The sequence below is a fragment of the Streptomyces sp. NPDC042102 genome (genome assembly GCF_055582305.1).
The window spans coordinates 19907-39720 of record NZ_JBVJDL010000004.1 but is presented as its reverse complement, the minus strand read 5'-3'; the positions used below and the strand labels follow the sequence as shown (position 1 = coordinate 39720).

Sequence of the window (19814 nt, the reverse complement as noted above, 5' to 3'; positions counted from 1 at the left end):
GCATCCCACCTCCTCGTTCCCCGATCCGACAGCAAAGGGCTGATCCGATGGCGACCGAACAAGAACTCCGCGACTACCTCAAGCGGGCGACCGTCGAGCTGCGCACCGTGAAGCAACAGCTCCACGACGCGGAGGAACAGGCACACGAACCCATCGCCATCGTCGGCATGGGCTGCCGCTACCCGGGCGGCGTGACCACCCCCGAAGAGCTCTGGCACCTCCTCGAGGCCGGCATCGACGCCATCTCCCCGTTCCCCGCCGACCGCGGCTGGGACACCGCCGCGCTCTACGACCCGGACCCCGACCGGCCCGGTACGACGTACACGCGTGACGGGGGATTCATCGACCGCGTCGCCGAGTTCGACGCCTCCTTCTTCGGGATCAACCAGCGCGAGGCGCTCGCGATGGACCCCCAGCAGCGGCTGCTGATGGAGACCGCCTGGGAGGCCGTCGAGCGCGCCGGGATCGACGCGGGCACCCTGCGCGGCAGCCGTACCGGCGTGTTCCTCTCCGTGATGTACCACGACTACGCCACCCTCCTCGAGGGCCGGGACGACCTGGCCGGGTACGTGATCAACGGCAGCGCCGGGAGCATCGCCTCCGGCCGGATCTCCTACGCCTTCGGGTTCGAGGGGCCGGCCCTCACCGTCGACACCGCCTGCTCCTCCTCGCTGGTCACCCTGCACCTGGCCGCCGAGTCGCTGCGGCGCGGCGAGTGCGCGCTGGCCCTGGCCGGCGGCGCCACCGTGATGTCCACGCCCGCGTCGTTCGTGGAGTTCAGCCGGCAGCGTTCCCTCGCTCCCGACGGCCGCTGCAAGCCGTTCTCGGCCCACGCGGACGGCACCGGCTGGTCCGAGGGCGTCGGCATGCTCCTCCTCGAACGGCTCTCCGACGCCCGCCGCAACGGCCACGAGGTCCTCGCCGTCATCCGCGGCTCGGCCGTCAACCAGGACGGCGCGTCCAACGGCCTCACCGCGCCGAACGGCCCTTCCCAGGAGCGCGTCATCCGGCAGGCCCTGGCCGCCGCCCGGCTGAGCGCCGACCAGATCGACGCGGTCGAGGCGCACGGCACCGGCACCCCGCTGGGCGACCCGATCGAGGCCCGGTCGCTGCTCGCGACGTACGGTCAGGAGCGGCCCGCCGACCGGCCCCTGCACCTGGGATCGCTGAAGTCGAACATCGGCCACACCCAGGCGGCCGCGGGCGCGGGCGGCGTCATCAAGATGGTGATGGCGATGCGGCACGGCGTCCTGCCCAAGTCCCTGCACGCCGAGGAGCCGACCCCACACGTCGACTGGTCCTCCGGCGCCGTACGGCTGCTGGACGAGGCCCGGCCGTGGCCGGAGACGGGCCGCCCCCGCCGGGCGGCCGTGTCCTCCTTCGGGATCAGCGGCACCAACGCCCACGCGGTCCTCGAACAGGCCCCCGCCGACGAGCCGGACGCGATCACACCGCACGGCGACCAGCGACCCGAGGGTACGGACACGGCTCCCGCCGCCTTCCGTTCCGCCGCCTTCCGTTCCGCGGCCGGCGCCACCGCGCCGCCCGTGCCCTGGCTGCTCTCCGGCCGCTCCGCCGCCGCGCTGCGCGCCCAGGCCCGGCGGCTCCACGACCGGCTCACGCACGGCGGCGCCGGCGCGGACCCGTACGACGTGGCCGATGCGCTCCTGCACGGACGGTCGGCCTTCGAGCACCGCGCCGTCCTGCTCGGCGGGGACCGGGACGCGCTCCTGCGCGAGCTCGCCGCACTGGCCACCGCCGGTCCGGCGGCCGCCGGACCGGCCGCCGTCGAGGACACCGCCGCGACCGTGGCCGGCGTGGCGCGGGCCACCGGCGTCCGCCCCGTCTTCGTCTTTCCCGGCCAGGGCTCCCAGTGGACCGGCATGGCCCTCGAACTGCTCGACTCCTCCCCGGTCTTCGCCGACAGCGTCGACGCCTGCGCGCAGGCGCTCGCCCCGTACGTGGACTGGTCCCTCGCCGACGTCCTGCGCGGCGTACCGGGCAGCCCCTCCCCGGACCGGGTCGACGTCCTCCAGCCCGCCCTGTTCGCGGTGATGGTCTCGCTCGCCGCGCTCTGGCGGGCCTGCGGGGTGGAGCCCGCCGCCGTCGTCGGTCACAGCCAGGGCGAGGTCGCCGCGGCCGTGGTCGCCGGCGCGCTGTCCCTGGCCGACGGCGCGCGGATCGTCGCCCTGCGCAGCCAGGCCCTGCTGGAGCTGTCCGGCACCAGCGCGATGGCCTCGGTCGCCCTGCCGTCCGAGACCGTCACCGGGCTGCTGCCCGCCTGGGAGGGCCGGCTGTCGGTCGCCGCCGTCAACGGCCCGACCTCCGTGGTCGTCGCGGGGGAGCGCGCCTCGGTCACCGAGCTCCTGGAGAAGCTGACCGCCGAGGGCGTCTGGGCCCGCCTCGTGCCCGGGGTCGACACCCCCGGCCACTCGGCGCGCATCGAGGAGGTCCGGGAGCGGATGCTGGAGGCGCTCGCCCCCGTCATACCGGCCGAGTCGACCGTCCCGTACTACTCCACCGTGACCGGCGGCCCGCTGGAGAGCACCACCGGGCTGGACGCCGGCTACTGGTACCGCAACATGCGGCACACCGTGCTGCTGGAACCGGCCGTCCGCGCCCTCACCGCCGACGGCTACGCGTACTTCCTGGAGATCAGCCCGCACCCGGTGCTCGGGGTCGGACTCGGCGAGACCGTCGAGCACGCCGGCGCCGAGGCGTTCGTGGGCGAGACCCTGCGCCGCGGCAGCGGCCGCCCGGACCGCTTCCTGGCCGCGCTCGCCGCCGCCCACGTCCACGGCATCGAGGCGGACTGGGCCGCGGCCCTGCCCGCCGGCACCGCCGGCCCCGCGGGCCGCCGCGCCGACCTGCCGACGTACGCCTTCCAGCGCAGCCGGTACTGGCCGCGGCCCGCCGCGCCGGCCGCCGACGTCACCGCGCTCGGGCTGGGCGCCGCCGGGCACCCGCTGCTCGGGGCCGCGCTCGCGCTGCCCGGCACCGACGGACACCTCTTCACGACCCGCCTCGCCCACGGCACGCACGGCTGGCTCGCGGACCACGCCCTGCACGGCACCGCCCTGCTGCCGGGCACGGCCTTCCTGGAGCTCGCGCTGCACGCGGGCCGGGAGACGGGCTGCCCCCGCGTCGCCGAACTGACCCTGGAGGCACCGCTGCTCCTGCCCGAGGAGGGCGGCGTCCAGGTACAGCTGACCGTGGGCGCCCCCGACGAGCGGGGCTCCCGGCCGCTCGCCGTGTACGCCCGGCCCGACGACGGGGCCGCCGCGGACACCCCGTGGACCCGCCACGCCGGCGGCTTCCTCGCCCCGGATGCGGATGCGGATGCGGGCGCGGGCGCGGACTCGCGCTCCGGTCCGGCCGCGGAGCCCGGCGTGCCCGCGCTCTGGCCCCCGCAGGGCGCCGCCGAGATCCCCGTCACCGGTGTCTACGACGACTTCGCCGCCGCCGGCTTCGGCTACGGGCCGGTCTTCCAGGGCCTGCGCGCCGCCTGGCGGCGCGGCGACGAGGTCTTCGCCGAGGTCGCCCTCGGCGAGGACCAGCAGGCCGAAGCGGCCCGCTACGGCCTCCACCCCGCCCTGCTCGACTCCGCCCTGCACGCGATCCCGCTCGGCGCGCTGCCCGGCGACGACGGCGGTATCGAGGGGGGCCGGCTGCCCTTCGAGTGGCGCGACGTCCGCCTGCACGCCACCGGCGCCCCGGTGCTGCGCATCGCGCTCGCCCCCGCGGGCACGGACGCGGTGTCGCTGCACGCGGCCGACGCCACCGGGCTGCCGGTGGCCACCGTGGGATCCCTGGTGCTGCGCCCGCTGACAGGTGGTCAGCTCGCCGCGGCCCGCGGCGGTGACGCCCTCTTCCGCCTCAACTGGACCCCACTGCCCGCCGCCGGAGGGGACCCGGAGGCCACGCCCGCGCCCGCGTCCGTCACCGGCCGCTGGGCCACCCTGGGGGACAACCCCCTGGAGCCGAACGCCGCTCCGGCAGCCGGTCCGGCGCCGCTGGCCCGGCTCGCGGACCTGACCAACGTGCCGGACCTGGTCCTCGCCTTCCCGCCGGCCGCCACGGACCTGCGCACCGCCACCGCCGCCGCCCTGGAGCTGCTCCAGGACTGGCTCGCCGACCCCCGCTGCGCCGACTCCCGCCTCGCCCTGGTCACCCGCGGCGCGGTGAGCGCCCGCGCCGGCGACCGGGCGCCGGATCTCGTGCAGGCGGCGCTGTGGGGCCTGGTGCGCTCGGCCCAGTCCGAACATCCCGGCCGCTTCCTCCTCGTCGACGTGGACGGCACCGCCGACGAGGAGAGCCTGGCCCGGGCGGTGGCGTACGGCGAGCCGCAGACCGCGGTCCGCGCCGGAACCGTCCACGCCCTGCGCCTGGTCCGGGTTCCGGCGGCTGCCGAGCCGCGTGAGGTGTCCTTCGCGGTGGGCGGTACGGTGCTGGTGACGGGTGGTACCGGGACGCTGGGCCGGGCGGTGGCGCGGCATCTGGTGGTGCGGCACGGTGTGCGGAGTCTGCTGCTGGCCGGGCGGTCGGGTGGTGGTGCGGACCTGGTGGCCGAGCTGGCGGAGCTGGGTGCTTCGGTGACCGTGGCGGCCTGCGACGTCGCCGACCGTGCGGCGCTGGCCGCGCTGCTGGCGTCCGTACCGGCGGCGCACCCCCTGACCGCCGTGATCCACACCGCGGGTGTCCTCGACGACGGGGTCATCGAGTCCCTCACCCCTGAACGCCTCGACACCGTCCTGCGGCCCAAGGCCGATGCCGCGTGGAACCTCCACGAGCTCACGAGCGGGCTGGAGCTCTCGGCGTTCGTGCTGTTCTCCTCCGCCGCCAGCCTGTTCGGCGCGCCCGGTCAGGGCAACTACGCGGCCGCCAACGCCTACCTGGACGCCCTCGCCCAGTACCGTCGCGACCGGGGCCTGCCCGCGCAGTCCCTGGCCTGGGGCCTGTGGGCCGAGCGCAGCGGTATGACCGGTCACCTCGACGGGGCCGGACTGGCCCGGATCGAACGCGCCGGGGCCCAGGCGCTGACGACGCAGGAGGGGCTGGCGCTCCTGGACGCCGCGCTCGGCTCCGACGACAGCGTGCTCGTCCCCTTCAAGGTGGACCTCGCCGCGCTGCGCGCGCAGGCGGCCGGCGACGCCGTACCCGCGCTGCTGCGCGGTCTCGTGCCGGCGCCCGCCCGCCGGGCCGCCGCCGCGGCGGGCGCCGTACCGGAGGTGACGCTGGCTCAGCGGCTGGCCGGCGTGGCGGAGAGCGAGCGGACCCGGATCCTGTCGGATCTGGTGCGCGGGCACACCGCCACCGTCCTCGGGCACACCGGGGCCCAGGACGTCGAGGCCTCCCGGGGCTTCCTCGACATGGGGCTCGACTCGCTGACGGCGGTCCAGCTGCGCAACCGGCTCGGAACGGCCACCGGACTGCGCCTGCCCACCACGCTGATCTTCGACTACCCGACCCCGGCCGCGCTCGCCGCGCACCTGCGGACGCTGCTGGCCGTACCGGAGGCGAAGGCGCCGGTCCTCGGCGAGATCGACCGGCTGGAGCAGACGCTGCGCGCCCTCGCCGCGGACGGGGCGCAGGGCTCCGGGGTACGGGCGGACGTCTCGGGCCGCCTGCGGGCCCTGCTGGCGCTGGTCACGGCCGAGGAGCCGGACGAGGTGCCGATCGAGGAGACGGCCGCGGCCACTGGAGCCTCGGCCGCCCCGGCCGTCCCGGGGGCCGCCGGGTCCGCACCGGCCGCCGAAGCGCTGGGCAGCGCGTCCGCGGACGAGATCTTCGATTTCATCCGGGCCGAATTCGGCAAGTAGCGCGGCGGGAAACACGGGAGGGCCTGCGGTATCCGGAGCGATCCGAATACCGCAGGCCCTCGGTGTTCCCTTCGCGGCCCCTCGGGCGTTCCCGCCCGTATTTCTCCGGCGGTGCTAGCCGTGCAGGCGCACCGGGAGCGTCTCGAGCCCCTGCATCATAAAACTCTTGCGCCAGCGCAGCTCCGTGTCCGGGACGGCCAGGGACAGCTCCGGGAAGCGGCTCAGGATGTCGCGCAGGGCGATTTCCATTTCCGCCCGTGCCAGCGGCGCGCCGACGCAGTAGTGGATACCGTGCCCGAAACCGAGGTGCCCGTTGGTGGACCGGGAGACGTCGAGGCGGTGCGGACAGGCGAACTTCGTCTCGTCCCGGTTGGCCGACCCGAGCAGCACCGACACGTACTCGCCGGCCGCGATCGCCGTGCCGCCCAGCTCCAGCGGCTCCTTCGCGAACCGCAGCGTCGCCCGGTTGCCCGGCCCCTCGTACCGCAGGAACTCCTCGTTGGCGGCGGGGATCAGACCCGGGTCCGCGCGCAGGGCGGCGAGCTGGTCCGGGTGGGCCAGCAGGGCCCGCAGCCCGTGCCCGATCATGTTGACGGTGGTCTCGTAACCCGCCACCACCAGCAGGAACACCGTGGAGACGAGCTCGATGTCGGAGAGCTTGTCCTCCTCGTCGCGGGCCGTCACCAGCGCGCTGATGAGGTCCTCGCCCGGCGCGGCGCGCTTCTCGTGGATCATCCGGCCGATGTGCTGGCCGAACGCGGCCATGTTCGCGCCGGCGTTCTCGTTGTCGTTCGACATGATGGCGGCCGTCAGGTCGACCAGGACCGGCAGGTGCTCGGCCGTGATGCCCAGCAGCTCGCCCAGCACCTCGACGGGGAAGACCGCCGTGTAGTGCTCGACGAGGTCCACCACGCCGTCGCCGGACTCGGCGGCCGTCTTCTCGACGGCGTCCAGCAGCTCCGCGCTGATCGCCTCGATCCGGGGCCGCAGCCGCTCGACGCCGCGCGCCGTCAGCGCCTTGTTCACCAGCTTCCGCAGCCGCGTGTGCCCCGGCGGGTCCATGTTCAGCATGTGCTGGCCGACCGAGCTGTGCTCCAGCCGCGGTGTGCCGCCGGCGCTCATCTCGCGGTCGAAGTAGCCCAGCTTGACCGAGGTGTCGATGTCCTTCGACAGCGCGGGATGGGTCATCGCCACCCGGGCCTCCTCGTGGCTGACCACCGCCCACACGCGCAGCCCGCTGGGCAGCAGCATCCGGTGCACCGGCCCCTGCGCCCTGAGCGAGGCGAAGGCCGGATAGGGGTTGGTCAAGAACTCATCGTCCATTACGGGAAGGGACACGAAAACTCCCGGAATTGTTTTTAAGGGTTTCTCTGGGGTCGATAGGGGTGGCCCCTGGTAACACCCTTATTGAAGTTGATCTCGCTGGATGGCTTGAATAATATCGGCCGTCGAGCGGGGAGCTCAAGTAATTCATATTCCCCGCATCGCAAGAGTGTTGGTCTGGATCAATGTGCGCGACCGGATACGGGGGACAGGCAATGCAGGAGCACGGAGTGCGAACGGCCCTGGTGCGGCCGGTCTCTGACCTCCTGCGGGAGCACGCCCTCGAACGGCCCGGCCGCCCCGCCTTCGACGACGGCGCGCGCAGCCTGACCTACGGACAGCTGGAGGCGGGCACGCGCCGCCTGGCCGGCCACCTCGCCGCCCTGGCCGCCGCCCGGGGCGCACGCGTCCTGGTGCACCTCGGCAACCGGGTCGACATGGTCGAGAGCTGCCTCGCGGCCACCCGCGCCGCCCTGGTCGCCGTCCCCGTCGGGCCGTACGCCGGCGACGCCGAACTCGCGCACATCCTCGACGACTCGGGCGCCCGGATCGTCGTCACCGACAGCCGCCGCCTCGCGCAGTACCGCCGCCTGGACCGGATGGGGCACGGCATCCACGTCGTACTCGTCCCCGACCGGGGCGACGACCCACAGCCCTTCGACGCCGTCCACGCCGTCCACGGCGCCCACGACGTCGGGGACGTCCACGACTTCCGTCACCTGTGCGCCACCGAACCGGCCGTGCCCGCCCCCGACGACCTCGGCCTCGACGAGGTCGCCTGGATGCTCTACACCTCCGGCACCACCGGCGCGCCCAAGGGCGTGCTCTCCACCCAGCGCGCGGGCCTGTGGTCCGTCGCGGCCGGATACCCGTCCGTCCTCGGCATCACCGAGGACGACCGGCTGCTGTGGCCGCTCCCGCTGCACCACAGCTTCGCCTTCAACCTCTGCGTCCTCGGCGTCACCGCCACCGGCGCCTCGGCCACCCTCCTCGCCGATGCCGACCCGGTCGGTGTGCTCACCGCGCTGCGCGCGGCGCCGTACACGCTCATGGCGGCCGTGCCGACGCTCTGCCACCACCTGCTGGACGCCGCGGGCGAGAACGCCCCGGCCCTCACCGGGCTGCGCGCCTTCCTCGTCGCGGGCGCCGTGACCGGCGCCGCCCTCGGCGAGCGCTTCGCGGCGGCCTTCGGGGTCCCGCTCATCGACAGCTACGGCAGCACCGAGACGACCGGTGTCATCACCTGCAACCCGCCCGGCGGCCCGCGCGTACCCGGCTCCTGCGGACGCCCTGTCCCCGGCCTGCGGCTGCGCATCACCGACCCCGCGACCGGACGGGACGTACCCACCGGGCACGAGGGCGAGATCCAGGTCGACAGCCCCAGCCTCATGGCCGGCTACCACAACGCTCCCGAGGCGACCGCCGCCGCGTTCCACGACGGCTGGTACCGCACCGGCGACCTCGGCCGGCTCGACGCCGACGGCTTCCTCACCATCACCGGACGGCTCAAGGAACTCATCATCCGCGGGGGCGAGAACATCCACCCCGCCGAGATCGAGGACGTGCTGCGCGCACACCCCGACGTCGCCGACGCGGCCGTGGTGGCCCAGCCGCACGGCCGCCTCGGCGAGGTCCCCGCCGCCCACGTCGTCCCCCGCGACGGCCGCACGCTCTCCCCCGCGGACCTGCTGGACCGGTGCCGCGAACAACTGGCCCACTTCAAGGTGCCCGCCACGCTCCACCGCACCACCGGCATCCCGCGCACATCCTCCGGGAAGATCGTCCGCCGGCTCGTCGCAGCGGCGGCCGACGCACCCGTCTCCCGGCTGATCGGTGTCGGCTCCACCCACCACACGCGCATCGTCCGCGCCCTGCCCGGGCCCGCGCCCGTGCCCGCTTCGCTGCCCGCCGCCGACACCTCCGCCCTGGCCGGTACGGACGTCCTCCTGCTGACCGGCGGCCCGGACGACGAGCGGGCCGAGGCCCTCGCCCGCCATCTGACCGCCGCGCACGGTGCCGCCGGGGTACGGCGCGCCACCTGCGCCCCGGGTGACGCCGATGCCGACGGGGACACCGTCGGCACCCTCGAGCGGATCCTCGCGGGGCACGACACCGGCGCCGTCGTCCTGTTCACCGGTACCGGTACCGGTACGGGGGTGACGGCCTTCGACGCCGCCGCCCGCGAGCTGCGTGCGCGGGGCCGTACGGCCGTGTCGCTGACCGCGCCCGCCGCCGTCACCGCGCGCGAGCTGTGCGAGGGCCTGGACGCGGCGCTCCTGGAGCGGGAACCGGCCGTACACGTCCTGGAGTCGGGCCGCGAGCCCGAGCCGCCCGCCGCCCCCGCCGGCCCGTCCGGTACGCCTGCCGCCGGCGACCCGGCCAGGGCCGGCGAGCTGGCCGCGCGGCTGCGGGCGCTCGGCCCCGCCGACCGCCGCCCGCACCTGCTGCGGCTCGTCTCCACCGCCGTCGCCCACGTCCGCGGCACCGCGACCGACGGCTCCGCCGCCCGGGACCCCCAGGAGGCCCACCGGCCACTGGGATTCGACTCGCTGGCCTCCGTCCGGCTCGGCGCCCACCTGACCGAGGAGACCGGACTGCCGCTGCCCACATCCCTCGCCTTCGACCACCCCACGCCCGCCCAGCTGGCCACGTACCTCCACGGCGAACTGCTCGGCACCACCCCGCGGGAGGAGCCGGAGCACGAGCGCGAGCGTGAGCACGAGCGCGAGCCGGTCGCGGACAGCGACGACCCCGTCGTCATCGTCGGCGCGGCCTGCCGCTACCCGGGCGGCGCCGGCTCGCCCGAGGAGCTGTGGCGCCTGGTGGCCGACGGTACGGACGCCGTCGGTGACTTCCCGGCGGACCGGGGCTGGGACCTGGCGGGTCTGTTCGACGTGGATCCGGACGCGCCCGGTACGACGTACGCGACGGCGGGCGGGTTCCTGGACGGCGTGGGCGACTTCGACGCGGCGTTCTTCGGGATCTCTCCGCGCGAAGCCCTGGCCATGGACCCCCAGCAGCGGCTGCTGCTGGAAACCTCCTGGGAACTGTTCGAGCAGGCGGGCATCGACCCGCACGGCCTGCGCGGCTCGCGCACCGGCGTCTTCGCCGGCCAGATGTACCACGACTACGCGCCCCGGCTCACCGGTGAGAGCGGCCTGGAGGGCTACCTCAGCACGGGCGTCGCCGGCAGCGTCCTGTCGGGCCGGCTCTCCTACTTCTACGGCTTCGAGGGCCCCGCCCTGACCGTGGACACCGCCTGCTCCTCGTCCCTGGTCGCCCTCCACCTGGCCGCCGCGTCGCTGCGCCGCGGCGAATGCGAACTCGCCCTGGCCGGTGGCGTCGCGGTCATGTCCACCCCCGCCTCCTTCGTCGACTTCAGCCGCCAGCGCGGGCTGGCGCCGGACGGCCGCTGCAAGCCGTTCGCGGCCGCGGCCGACGGCACCTCCTGGTCCGAGGGCGCCGGCATGCTCCTGCTGGAGCGCCTCTCCGACGCCCGCCGTCACGGCCACCGGGTCCTCGCGGTCGTCCGCGGCTCGGCCGTCAACCAGGACGGTGCGAGCAACGGCCTGTCCGCGCCCAACGGCCCGGCGCAGCAGCGCGTCATCCGGCAGGCCCTCAGCCACGCCGGCCTGACGGCCGATCAGGTCGACGCGGTCGAGGCCCACGGCACCGGCACGACCCTGGGCGACCCCATCGAGGCCCAGGCCCTGCTCGCCACCTACGGCCGGGGCCGGCCGGCGGACCGCCCGCTCTGGCTCGGGTCGCTGAAGTCCAACATCGGCCACGCCCAGGCCGCCGCCGGCGTCGGCGGCGTCATCAAAATGCTGATGGCCATGCGGCACGGTGTCCTTCCCGCCACGCTCCACGTGGACGCGCCGACCCCGCACGTCGACTGGTCGGCGGGCGCGGTGCGGCTGCTGACGGAGCCGGTGGCCTGGCCGGAGAACGGCGGGCCGCGCCGCGCGGCCGTGTCCTCCTTCGGGATCAGCGGTACGAACGCGCACGTGATCCTGGAGCAGGCACCGCCGACCCCCCGGACCCCGGAATCCCCGTCGGCCCCCGGTGTGCTGCCGCTGTGGGTGCTGTCGGGCCGGGACACGGCCGCGGTACGCGCGCAGGCGGCCCGGCTGCTGGACCTGGTGTCCGGGGACAGCGCGCCGGCCGCCGCCGACGTGGCGTACACGCTGGCCACGTCGCGGGCGGCCCTCGGGTCCCGGGCCGCGGTCGTCGCGGCGGACCGCGACGGGCTGGTGGCGGGGTTGGCGGCCCTGGCTGAAGGGCGTCCGGCGGGCGGTGTCGTCGAGGGCGCGGTCTCCGGCGGCGGGCTGGCGTTCCTGTTCTCGGGGCAGGGTGCGCAGCGGGCGGGGATGGGGCGTGAGCTGTACGCGTCGTTCCCGGTGTTCGCTTCGGCCTTCGACGAGGTGTGTGCGCAGTTCGAACTGCCGCTGAAGGAGGTGGTGTTCGGGGAGGGGGATCGGGTCCACCGGACCGAGTTCACGCAGCCGGCGCTGTTCGCGGTGGAGGTGGCCCTGTTCCGGCTGGTCGAATCCTTCGGTCTGCGGCCGGACTTCGTGGCCGGTCACTCCATCGGTGAGATCGCGGCCGCGCACGTGGCGGGGGTGTTCTCGCTGGCGGACGCGGCTCGGTTGGTCGCTGCTCGGGGCCGGTTGATGGGGGAGCTGCCTGCGGGCGGTGCGATGGTGTCGGTGCAGGCGGCGGAGGACGAGGTCCGTCCGCTGCTGGGCGCCGATGTCGACATCGCCGCGGTGAACGGTCCCCAGGCGGTGGTGGTGTCGGGTGCCGAGGACGCGGTGCTGGAGGTCGCGGCCACGTTCGCCGGGCAGGGCCGCAAGACCAAGCGGCTGACGGTGTCGCACGCGTTCCACTCGCCGTTGATGGAGCCGATGCTCGATGCGTTCCGCGAGGTCGCGGAGGGGCTGACGTATGCGGCTCCGGCGATTCCGTTCGTCTCGACGCTGACCGGGCGGGTCGCGACCGCCGGGGAGCTGGCGTCCCCCGACTACTGGGTCCGGCACGTCCGCGAAGCCGTCCGCTTCCTCGACGGGATGCGCACCCTGGCCACCGAAGGCGCGGGGACGTACGTGGAGATCGGGCCCGACGCCGTGCTGACCGCCATGGCCGGCCCGTGCCTCACCGACGAGGACGCCGACACGGCCGCCTTCCTGCCCCTCCTGCGCCGCGACCGCGCCGAGGCGCACACCCTGACCGCCGCCCTCGCCGGAGCGTTCGTCCGGGGCTTCGCCCCCGACTGGACCCGTGTCGTGCGCGGACGCCACATCGACCTCCCCACCTACGCCTTCCAGCGCGAGCACTACTGGCCCGCCGCGCCCATGCCCGCCGCCGGTGGCCGGCCCGACACGGACGACCTGCTCTACCGGGTGATCTGGGAACCCCTCGCCGAGGCGGCCGCGGACGCGCACGAGCCCCGGCCGCTGGGCACCTGGCTCGTGGTCACCGACGCCGACCGGCCGGACGCGCTCGCCGGCGACGTCCTCGCCGGGCTGGCCGCGCACGGGGCCGACGTCGTACCGCTCGCCCTGACCGCGGACGACCACGACCGGGCCGTACTGACCGGCCGGTTGGCCGACGCGGCGACGGGGACGGCGGACGGGTTCGCCGGTGTGCTCTCGCTCCTCGACGGTGACCGCGACCACGCGGCCACCGCGACGCTGTCCCTGATCCAGGCGCTCGGCGACGCCGCCGTGACGGCGCCGCTGTGGCTGGCCACCCACGCCGCCGTGGCGGTGGACGAGACGGACGCGCCCCCGCGGCCCCTCCCGGCGCGGTTGTGGGGCCTGGGCCGGGTGGCGGCGCTGGAGATCCCGGCCGGCTGGGGCGGCCTGGTGGACCTGCCACGGCGCCTGGACCCCGAGGGCGTACGGCGGCTGTGCGCCGTCCTCTCGGGCGCGGACACCGCGGAAACCCCGGACACCGGGACCGAGGACGAGGTTGCCGTGCGCGCCACCGGCACCTACGGACGGCGCCTGGTGCGCACCGGATGGCGGGACCGTACCGCGGGGGAGTGGTCCCCGCGCGGCACCGTGCTCATCACCGGCGGCACCGGCGCCCTCGGCGGCCACGTCGCGCGCAGGCTCGCCGCGACCGGCGCCGACCACCTGCTGCTCGTCAGCCGGCGCGGTACGGACGCGCCCGGCGCCGCGGAACTCGCCGCCGAACTCGGCGCCCTGGGCGCCGAGGTCACCGTCGCCGCCTGTGACGTCGCCGACGAGAGCGCGCTGGCCGCGCTCCTCGCGGACATCCCCGCGCGGCACCCGCTGACCGCCGTCGTGCACACGGCGGGCGTCCTCGACGACGGGGTGCTCGGCTCCCTCACCCCCGCCCAGCTGACCGGCGTCCTGGCCGCCAAGGCCGGTGCCGCACTCACCCTGGACCGGCTCACCCGGGGCACGGACCTGGAGGCGTTCGTCCTCTTCTCCTCGCTCGCCGGGGTCGTCGGGGCGGCCGGGCAGGCGAACTACGCCATGGCCAACGCCGTACTGGACGCCCTCGCCGAACAGCGCCGCCGGGAGGGCCTGCCGGCCACCGCCGTCGCGTGGGGCGCCTGGGAGGGCGAGGGGATGGCGGCCGCCGACCCGGTCGTACGCGAACGCATGCGGTACACCGGGTTCCGCCCCATGAGCCCCGACGCGGCCCTGCGTGTCCTCGACGGCGCCGTCCGGCACGGCGAGACCTGCGTCCTGGCCGCCGACATCGACTGGGAGCGGTACGTACGGGCGCACGGCCCGGCGGCGCACCGGCCGGTGCTGCGCCCGCTCACCGGCGCGCCGGCCACCGAAGCGGCCGCCGACCGGCCGTCCGGATTCGCCGCCGGCCTCGCCGGCCGGACCCCGCAGGAGCAGCAGGCCGCCCTGGTCGCGCTGATCCGCGGCTTCGCGGCCGAACTGCTCATGCATCCCTCGCCCGACGCCGTCGACCCGCACAAGCCCTTCCGGCAGCTGGGGTTCGATTCGCTCGCCTCGGTCGAGCTGGGCGCCAGGCTGGGCGCCCTGACGGGGCTGCGGCTACCCGCCTCGCTGGCGTTCGACTACCCCAGCGCCGTCCTGCTGGCCGACCACCTGCGCGGTGAACTCTTCGGCGACCCGCACGGCGCACGGCCCGGCTCCGCCGGGAGGGCCGCCGTGGCGGGCCCGGTGGCCGACCGGGACGACCCGGTCGTCCTCGTCGGCGCGGCCTGCCGCTTCCCGGGCGGCGTGCGCTCGGCCGACGCCCTGTGGACCCTGCTCGCGGACGGCGCCGACGCGATCGGCCCGTTCCCGCCGGACCGGGGCTGGGACCTGGCGGGTCTGTTCGACGCGGATCCGGACGCGCCCGGTACGACGTACGCGACGGCGGGCGGGTTCCTGGACGGCGTGGGCGACTTCGACGCGGCGTTCTTCGGGATCTCGCCGCGCGAAGCCCTGGCCATGGACCCCCAGCAGCGGCTGCTGCTGGAAACCTCCTGGGAACTGTTCGAGCAGGCCGGTGTCGACCCCGACTCCCTGCGCGGCACCCGGACCGGTGTGTTCATCGGCTCGAACGGCCAGGACTACACGGCGCTGGTGGCCCGCTCCGCCGACGACCTGGAGGGCTACCTCGGCACGGGCGGCGCGAGCAGCGTCGTCTCCGGCCGGATCGCCTACACCTTCGGCCTGGAGGGGCCGGCCCTCACCGTCGACACGGCGTGCTCGTCCTCGCTGGTCGCCCTGCACCTGGCCGCCGAGGCGCTGCGGCGCGGCGAGTGCGACCTGGCGGTGGCCGGCGGCGTCACCGTCATGTCCACCCCCAACGCGTTCATCGACTTCAGCCGCCAGCGCGGCCTGTCGCCCGACGGCCGCTGCCGCGCGTTCGCGGCCGCGGCCGACGGCACCGGCTGGTCGGAGGGCGTGGGCCTGCTGCTCGTCGAGCGGCTGTCGGACGCCCGCCGGGCCGGCCACGAGGTGCTGGCCGTGCTGCGCGGCTCGGCCGTCAACCAGGACGGCGCGAGCAACGGCCTGTCCGCGCCCAACGGTCCCTCGCAGCAGCGCGTCATCCGGCAGGCCCTCGCCAACGCCGGCCTGACGGCCGGGCAGGTCGACGCCGTGGAGGCGCACGGCACGGGCACCCCGCTGGGCGACCCGATCGAGGCGCAGGCGCTGCTGGCGACGTACGGCCAGGACCGGCCCGCCGACCGCCCGCTGTGGCTCGGGTCGCTGAAGTCCAACCTCGGCCACACCCAGGCGGCGGCCGGCGTGGCCGGTGTCATCAAGCTGGCCCTGGCCATGCGGCACGGTGTCCTTCCCGCCACGCTCCACGTGGACGCGCCGACCCCGCAGGTCGACTGGTCGGCGGGCGCGGTGCGGCTGCTGACGGAGCCGGTGGCCTGGCCGGAGACCGGCGGGCCGCGCCGCGCGGCCGTGTCCTCCTTCGGGATCAGCGGCACGAACGCGCACGTGATCCTGGAGCAGGCACCGCCGCAGGACGACACCGTCACTGCGGTGGCGGCCGCGCCGGCTCCCGCCGCCGTGCCCTGGCTGCTGTCGGGCCGCGACGCGGACGCGGTCCGCGACCAGGCCGACCGGCTCCGGGAACGCCTGGCGGCCGACGCGGGCCTGGACCTCACGGCGGTGGGCCGGGCCCTGGCCGTGCACCGCAAGGCCTTCGACCACCGGGCGGCCGTGATCGCCCAGGACCGGGACGGCCTGCTGGCCGAACTGGCAGCGGTGACGGGTACCTCGAGCGGCACCGGGGGCGGGCTGGCGTTCCTGTTCTCGGGGCAGGGTGCGCAGCGGGCGGGGATGGGGCGGGAGCTGTACGCGTCGTTCCCGGTGTTCGCCTCGGCCTTCGACGAGGTGTGTGCGCACTTCGAACTGCCGCTGAAGGAGGTGGTGTTCGGGGATGGCGAGGAGATCGACCGGACCGAGTTCACTCAGCCGGCGCTGTTCGCGTTGGAGGTGGCGCTGTTCCGGCTGGTCGAATCGTTTGGTCTGCGGCCGGACTTCGTGGCTGGTCATTCGATCGGTGAGATCGCGGCGGCGCACGTGGCGGGGGTGTTGTCGCTGGCGGACGCGGCGCGTCTGGTGGCGGCCCGGGGCCGGTTGATGGGGGAGCTGCCTGCGGGCGGTGCGATGGTGTCCGTCCAGGCGACGGAGGAGGAGGTACGTCCGCTGCTGGGCGTCGATGTCGACATCGCCGCGGTGAACGGTCCGCGGTCGGTGGTCGTTTCCGGCGCGGAGGATGCCGTGCTGGCGGTGGCGGACCGGTTCGCCGGGCAGGGCCGTAAGACGAAGCGGCTGACGGTGTCGCACGCGTTCCACTCGCCGTTGATGGAGCCGATGCTCGACGCGTTCCGCGAGGTCGCGGAGGGGCTGACGTACGCGGCTCCGGTGATCCCGTTCGTCTCGACGCTGACCGGGCGGGTTGCGGGCGGCCAGGAGCTGGGTCGTGCCGACTACTGGGTTCGGCACGTCCGGGAAGCCGTGCGCTTCCTCGACGGGGTGCGCACCCTGGCCACCGAAGGCGTCGGCACGTACGTGGAGATCGGGCCCGACGCCGTCCTGACCGCCATGGCCGGCCCGTGCCTCACCGACGAGGACGCCGACACGGCCGCGTTCGTCCCCCTCCTGCGCCGCGGCCGGTCCGAGGAGCACACGCTCGCCGCCGCGCTCGGCGCGCTGTTCACGGCCGGCACCGACCTCGACTGGGCCGAGGTCTTCGGCCCCGGGCCGGGGGCGTCCGGCGTGCCCGGCTACGCCTTCCAGCGGCAGCGCTACTGGCCCACGCCGCTGGCGGCCGGAGCACGCGACGGGGGCGCCGCCGCCCACCCGCTCCTCGCCGGTGTGCTGCGCCGGGCCGACGCCGACGAGCTGATCCTCACCGGCCGGCTGTCGGCCCGTACCCACCCGTGGCTCGCCGACCACGTGGTCAGCGGCACGGTGATCGTGCCCGGTACCGCCTTCGTCGAGATGGCGCTGCACGCCGGGCGCGAGATCGGCTGCGACACCGTCGACGAGCTGACCGTGCTGGCGCCCCTGCGGCTGCCGGCCGACGGCGTCGTGGAGGTGCAGGCCGTGGCCGTCCCCGTCGACCCCGCCGGGGACGCCGACGGGGGGCCGGGCCGCTGGTCGCTGACCGTGCACGCCCGGAACGCCGGGGACCCGGACGCCGCCTGGACCCGGCACGCGAGCGGTGCGCTCGCCGCGTCGGCGGACGGGGCGGGGGCCGAGCCGTTCGCCGTACCGCTCGACTGGCCGCCGGCCGGGGCCGAGCCGGTCGAGGCGGGCGACACGTACGTGCGCGCGGCCGGGATGGGCTTCGACTACGGGCCCGCGTTCCAGGGCCTGAAGGCCGCCTGGCGGCGCGGTGACGAGATCTTCGCCGACGTCGCGCTGCCCGCGGCGGACGGCGACCTGGCCGGCCGCTTCGCGTTCCACCCCGCGCTCTTCGACGCCGCCCTGCACACCGGGTTCATCGAGGCGGCCGGCGGGTCGGACGAGGCCGGGCGGCTGCCGTTCACCTGGCAGGGCATGACCCTGTACAAGGCCGGCGTCCAGGCCGTACGGGTGCACCTGACCCGGAGCGGGCCCGACACGCTGTCGCTGCTGATCACCGACGGGTTCGGTGCGCCGGTGGCCTCCGTGGACTCGCTGACGCTGCGCCGGATGCGGACGGAGGACCTCGGCGCCGACCGTGCCGCGCTGCTGGAGACCCACTGGGAGCCGTCGGCGACCGCGCCGGGGCCCTTCACCGGTCGGGCCGCGCTCGTCGACGGCGCCCTGACCGCGGTCCTGACCGAGGCGCTGGAAGGCGCCGGCGTCCGCACCACCGTGCTCCCCGGCCCCACGGGTCCGGTGGCCGGCGGGGACACTCCCGACGTCGTCGTGCGCGTCCTGGACCTGCCCGCGCCGGCCGACCCGACCGCCGACCCGGCGGCCGACCTCCCCGGGCAGGCGCTGGCCGCCGCGTGGCACACGGCGACCCTGCTGCGCGAGTGGCTCGCCGCGCCCCTGTCGGACGACGCCCGCCTCGTCCTGCTGGCCCACCCCGGCCCGGCGGTCCCGGGAGCCACCGCCGACGGATCCGCGCACGCCACCGCGCAGGGCGCGCCGGACGGCCCCGCGGCGGGCGCCGAGCCCGGCACGGCCGGCGGCGCCGCCTGGGGACCCACGCCCCACGCCACCGCGTACGGCGCCGTGCGGGCCCTGATCCGTACCGCCCAGGCCGAACACCCCGGCAAGGTGCAGGTCGTCGAGGCCGACGGACGGCCGGAGTCCTGGGCGGCCCTGCCCGCCGCCCTCGCCGCCGGCCTGCCCGAGACGGCGATCCGGCAGGGCCGCCTGCTGGTCCCGCGGTTGGTGCACCGGGCCGAGTCCGTGACCGCCGCCCCCGCCTGGGAGGGCACCGTCCTGATCACGGGCGGCACCGGCGGCCTCGGCGCGGTCGTCGCCGAGCACCTCGTACGCGAGCGGGGCGTCACCGACCTGCTCCTGCTCAGCCGTACGGGCGGCGCCGACCCGCACGGCACCGAACTGGCCGCCGCCCTGCGCGAGCTGGGCGCCCGGGTCACCCTCGCCGCGGGGGATGTCACCGACCGCACGGCGCTGGCCGGCATCCTGGCCGGCGTCCCCGCGGACCGCCCCCTGCGCGCGGTGATCCACGCGGCCGGCGTCGTCGACGACGGACTGCTCGCCACCCTCACCGAGGAACAGTTCGCCCGGGTCCTGGCCGTCAAGGCGGCCGGCGCGGTCGCCCTGCACGAGCTGACCGCCGCCGCCGGACTCGACGCGTTCGTCCTGTTCTCCTCGGCCGCCGCCGTGATGGGCAGCCCCGGCCAGGCCAACTACGCGGCCGCCAACGGCTTCCTCGACGCCTTCGCCCACCACCGCCGTACGCTCGGCCTGCCCGCCCAGTCGCTCCAGTGGGGCCCCTGGGCCGAGGAACGCGGCATGGCCGGCCGGCTCGGAGCGGACGCCGTCGCCCGTATGGCCCGGCAGGGCACCGTACCGCTGGCGGGCGACGAGGCGCTCGCCCTCCTCGACGCCGCGCTCGCCCTGCCCGACGCCACCAACCTGGTCGCCGCCCGCCCGGCGGCCGCCACCGCCCGGACCACCGCAGCCCGGCCCGCGCCGCGCCGGCCCGCCACCGAGCGCGGTGCGTTCGTCCGCCGCCTGGCCGGCGCCGACGACGACACCCGCCGCCGGCTCCTGACCGACCTGGTGCGCGCGCAGACCGGGGCCGTCCTCGGCCACGGCAGCGCCGCCCAGGTGCCCGCCGAACGCTCCTTCCGCGAGCTGGGACTGGACTCCCTGGCCGCCATCGAACTGCGCAACCGCCTCGGCGAGGAGACCGGCCTGCGGCTCTCCCCGACCCTCGTCTTCGACCACCCGAGCCCGGCCGCCGTCGCCGCCCACATCGACCGCGAACTGGCGCCCGCCGCACCCGCCCCCGACCGCACCGCCCTGCGCCGCCTCGACGAACTCGCCGCGGACCTGCGCGCCGGCACGCCCGACCCCGACACCGCCCGCCACATCGAGGACCGGCTGCGCGCTCTGCTCGCCGAACTCGGCGCCGGGCAGCGGCCACCCGCCGCCACCACCGACGTGGACGACGTCACCGACGAGGAGCTCTTCGACATCCTGAAGGGAGAAATCGGCATCTGAGCCGCACCGCGCC

3 protein-coding genes are annotated in these 19814 nt (G+C 75.9%); 2 read left to right on the top strand and 1 reads right to left on the bottom strand.

The window, feature by feature from the left end; genetic code table 11:
• The first annotated feature begins 2 nt into the window (after nt 1-2).
• The gene (locus tag ACZ6KO_RS18420; RefSeq protein WP_469305700.1) at nt 3-5819 is read left to right on the top strand and encodes a type I polyketide synthase; all 5817 of its coding nucleotides are present in this window, start codon (nt 3-5) and stop codon (nt 5817-5819) included.
• A 114-nt stretch (nt 5820-5933) separates the two neighbouring features.
• Here ACZ6KO_RS18420 and ACZ6KO_RS18415 read toward each other — a convergent pair whose 3' ends face one another.
• Nucleotides 5934-7127: a cytochrome P450 family protein gene (locus tag ACZ6KO_RS18415; protein ID WP_469305025.1), complete on the bottom strand. Its 1194-nt coding sequence runs from the start codon at nt 7125-7127 to the stop codon at nt 5934-5936.
• Nucleotides 7128-7372: 245 nt separating this feature from the next.
• On the opposite strand from ACZ6KO_RS18415, the gene ACZ6KO_RS18410 reads away from it, so the two are divergent.
• On the top strand, nt 7373-19801 hold the full coding sequence (locus tag ACZ6KO_RS18410) for an SDR family NAD(P)-dependent oxidoreductase (RefSeq protein ID WP_469305024.1): 12429 nt from the start codon (nt 7373-7375) through the stop codon (nt 19799-19801).
• Nucleotides 19802-19814: the final 13 nt, after the last annotated feature.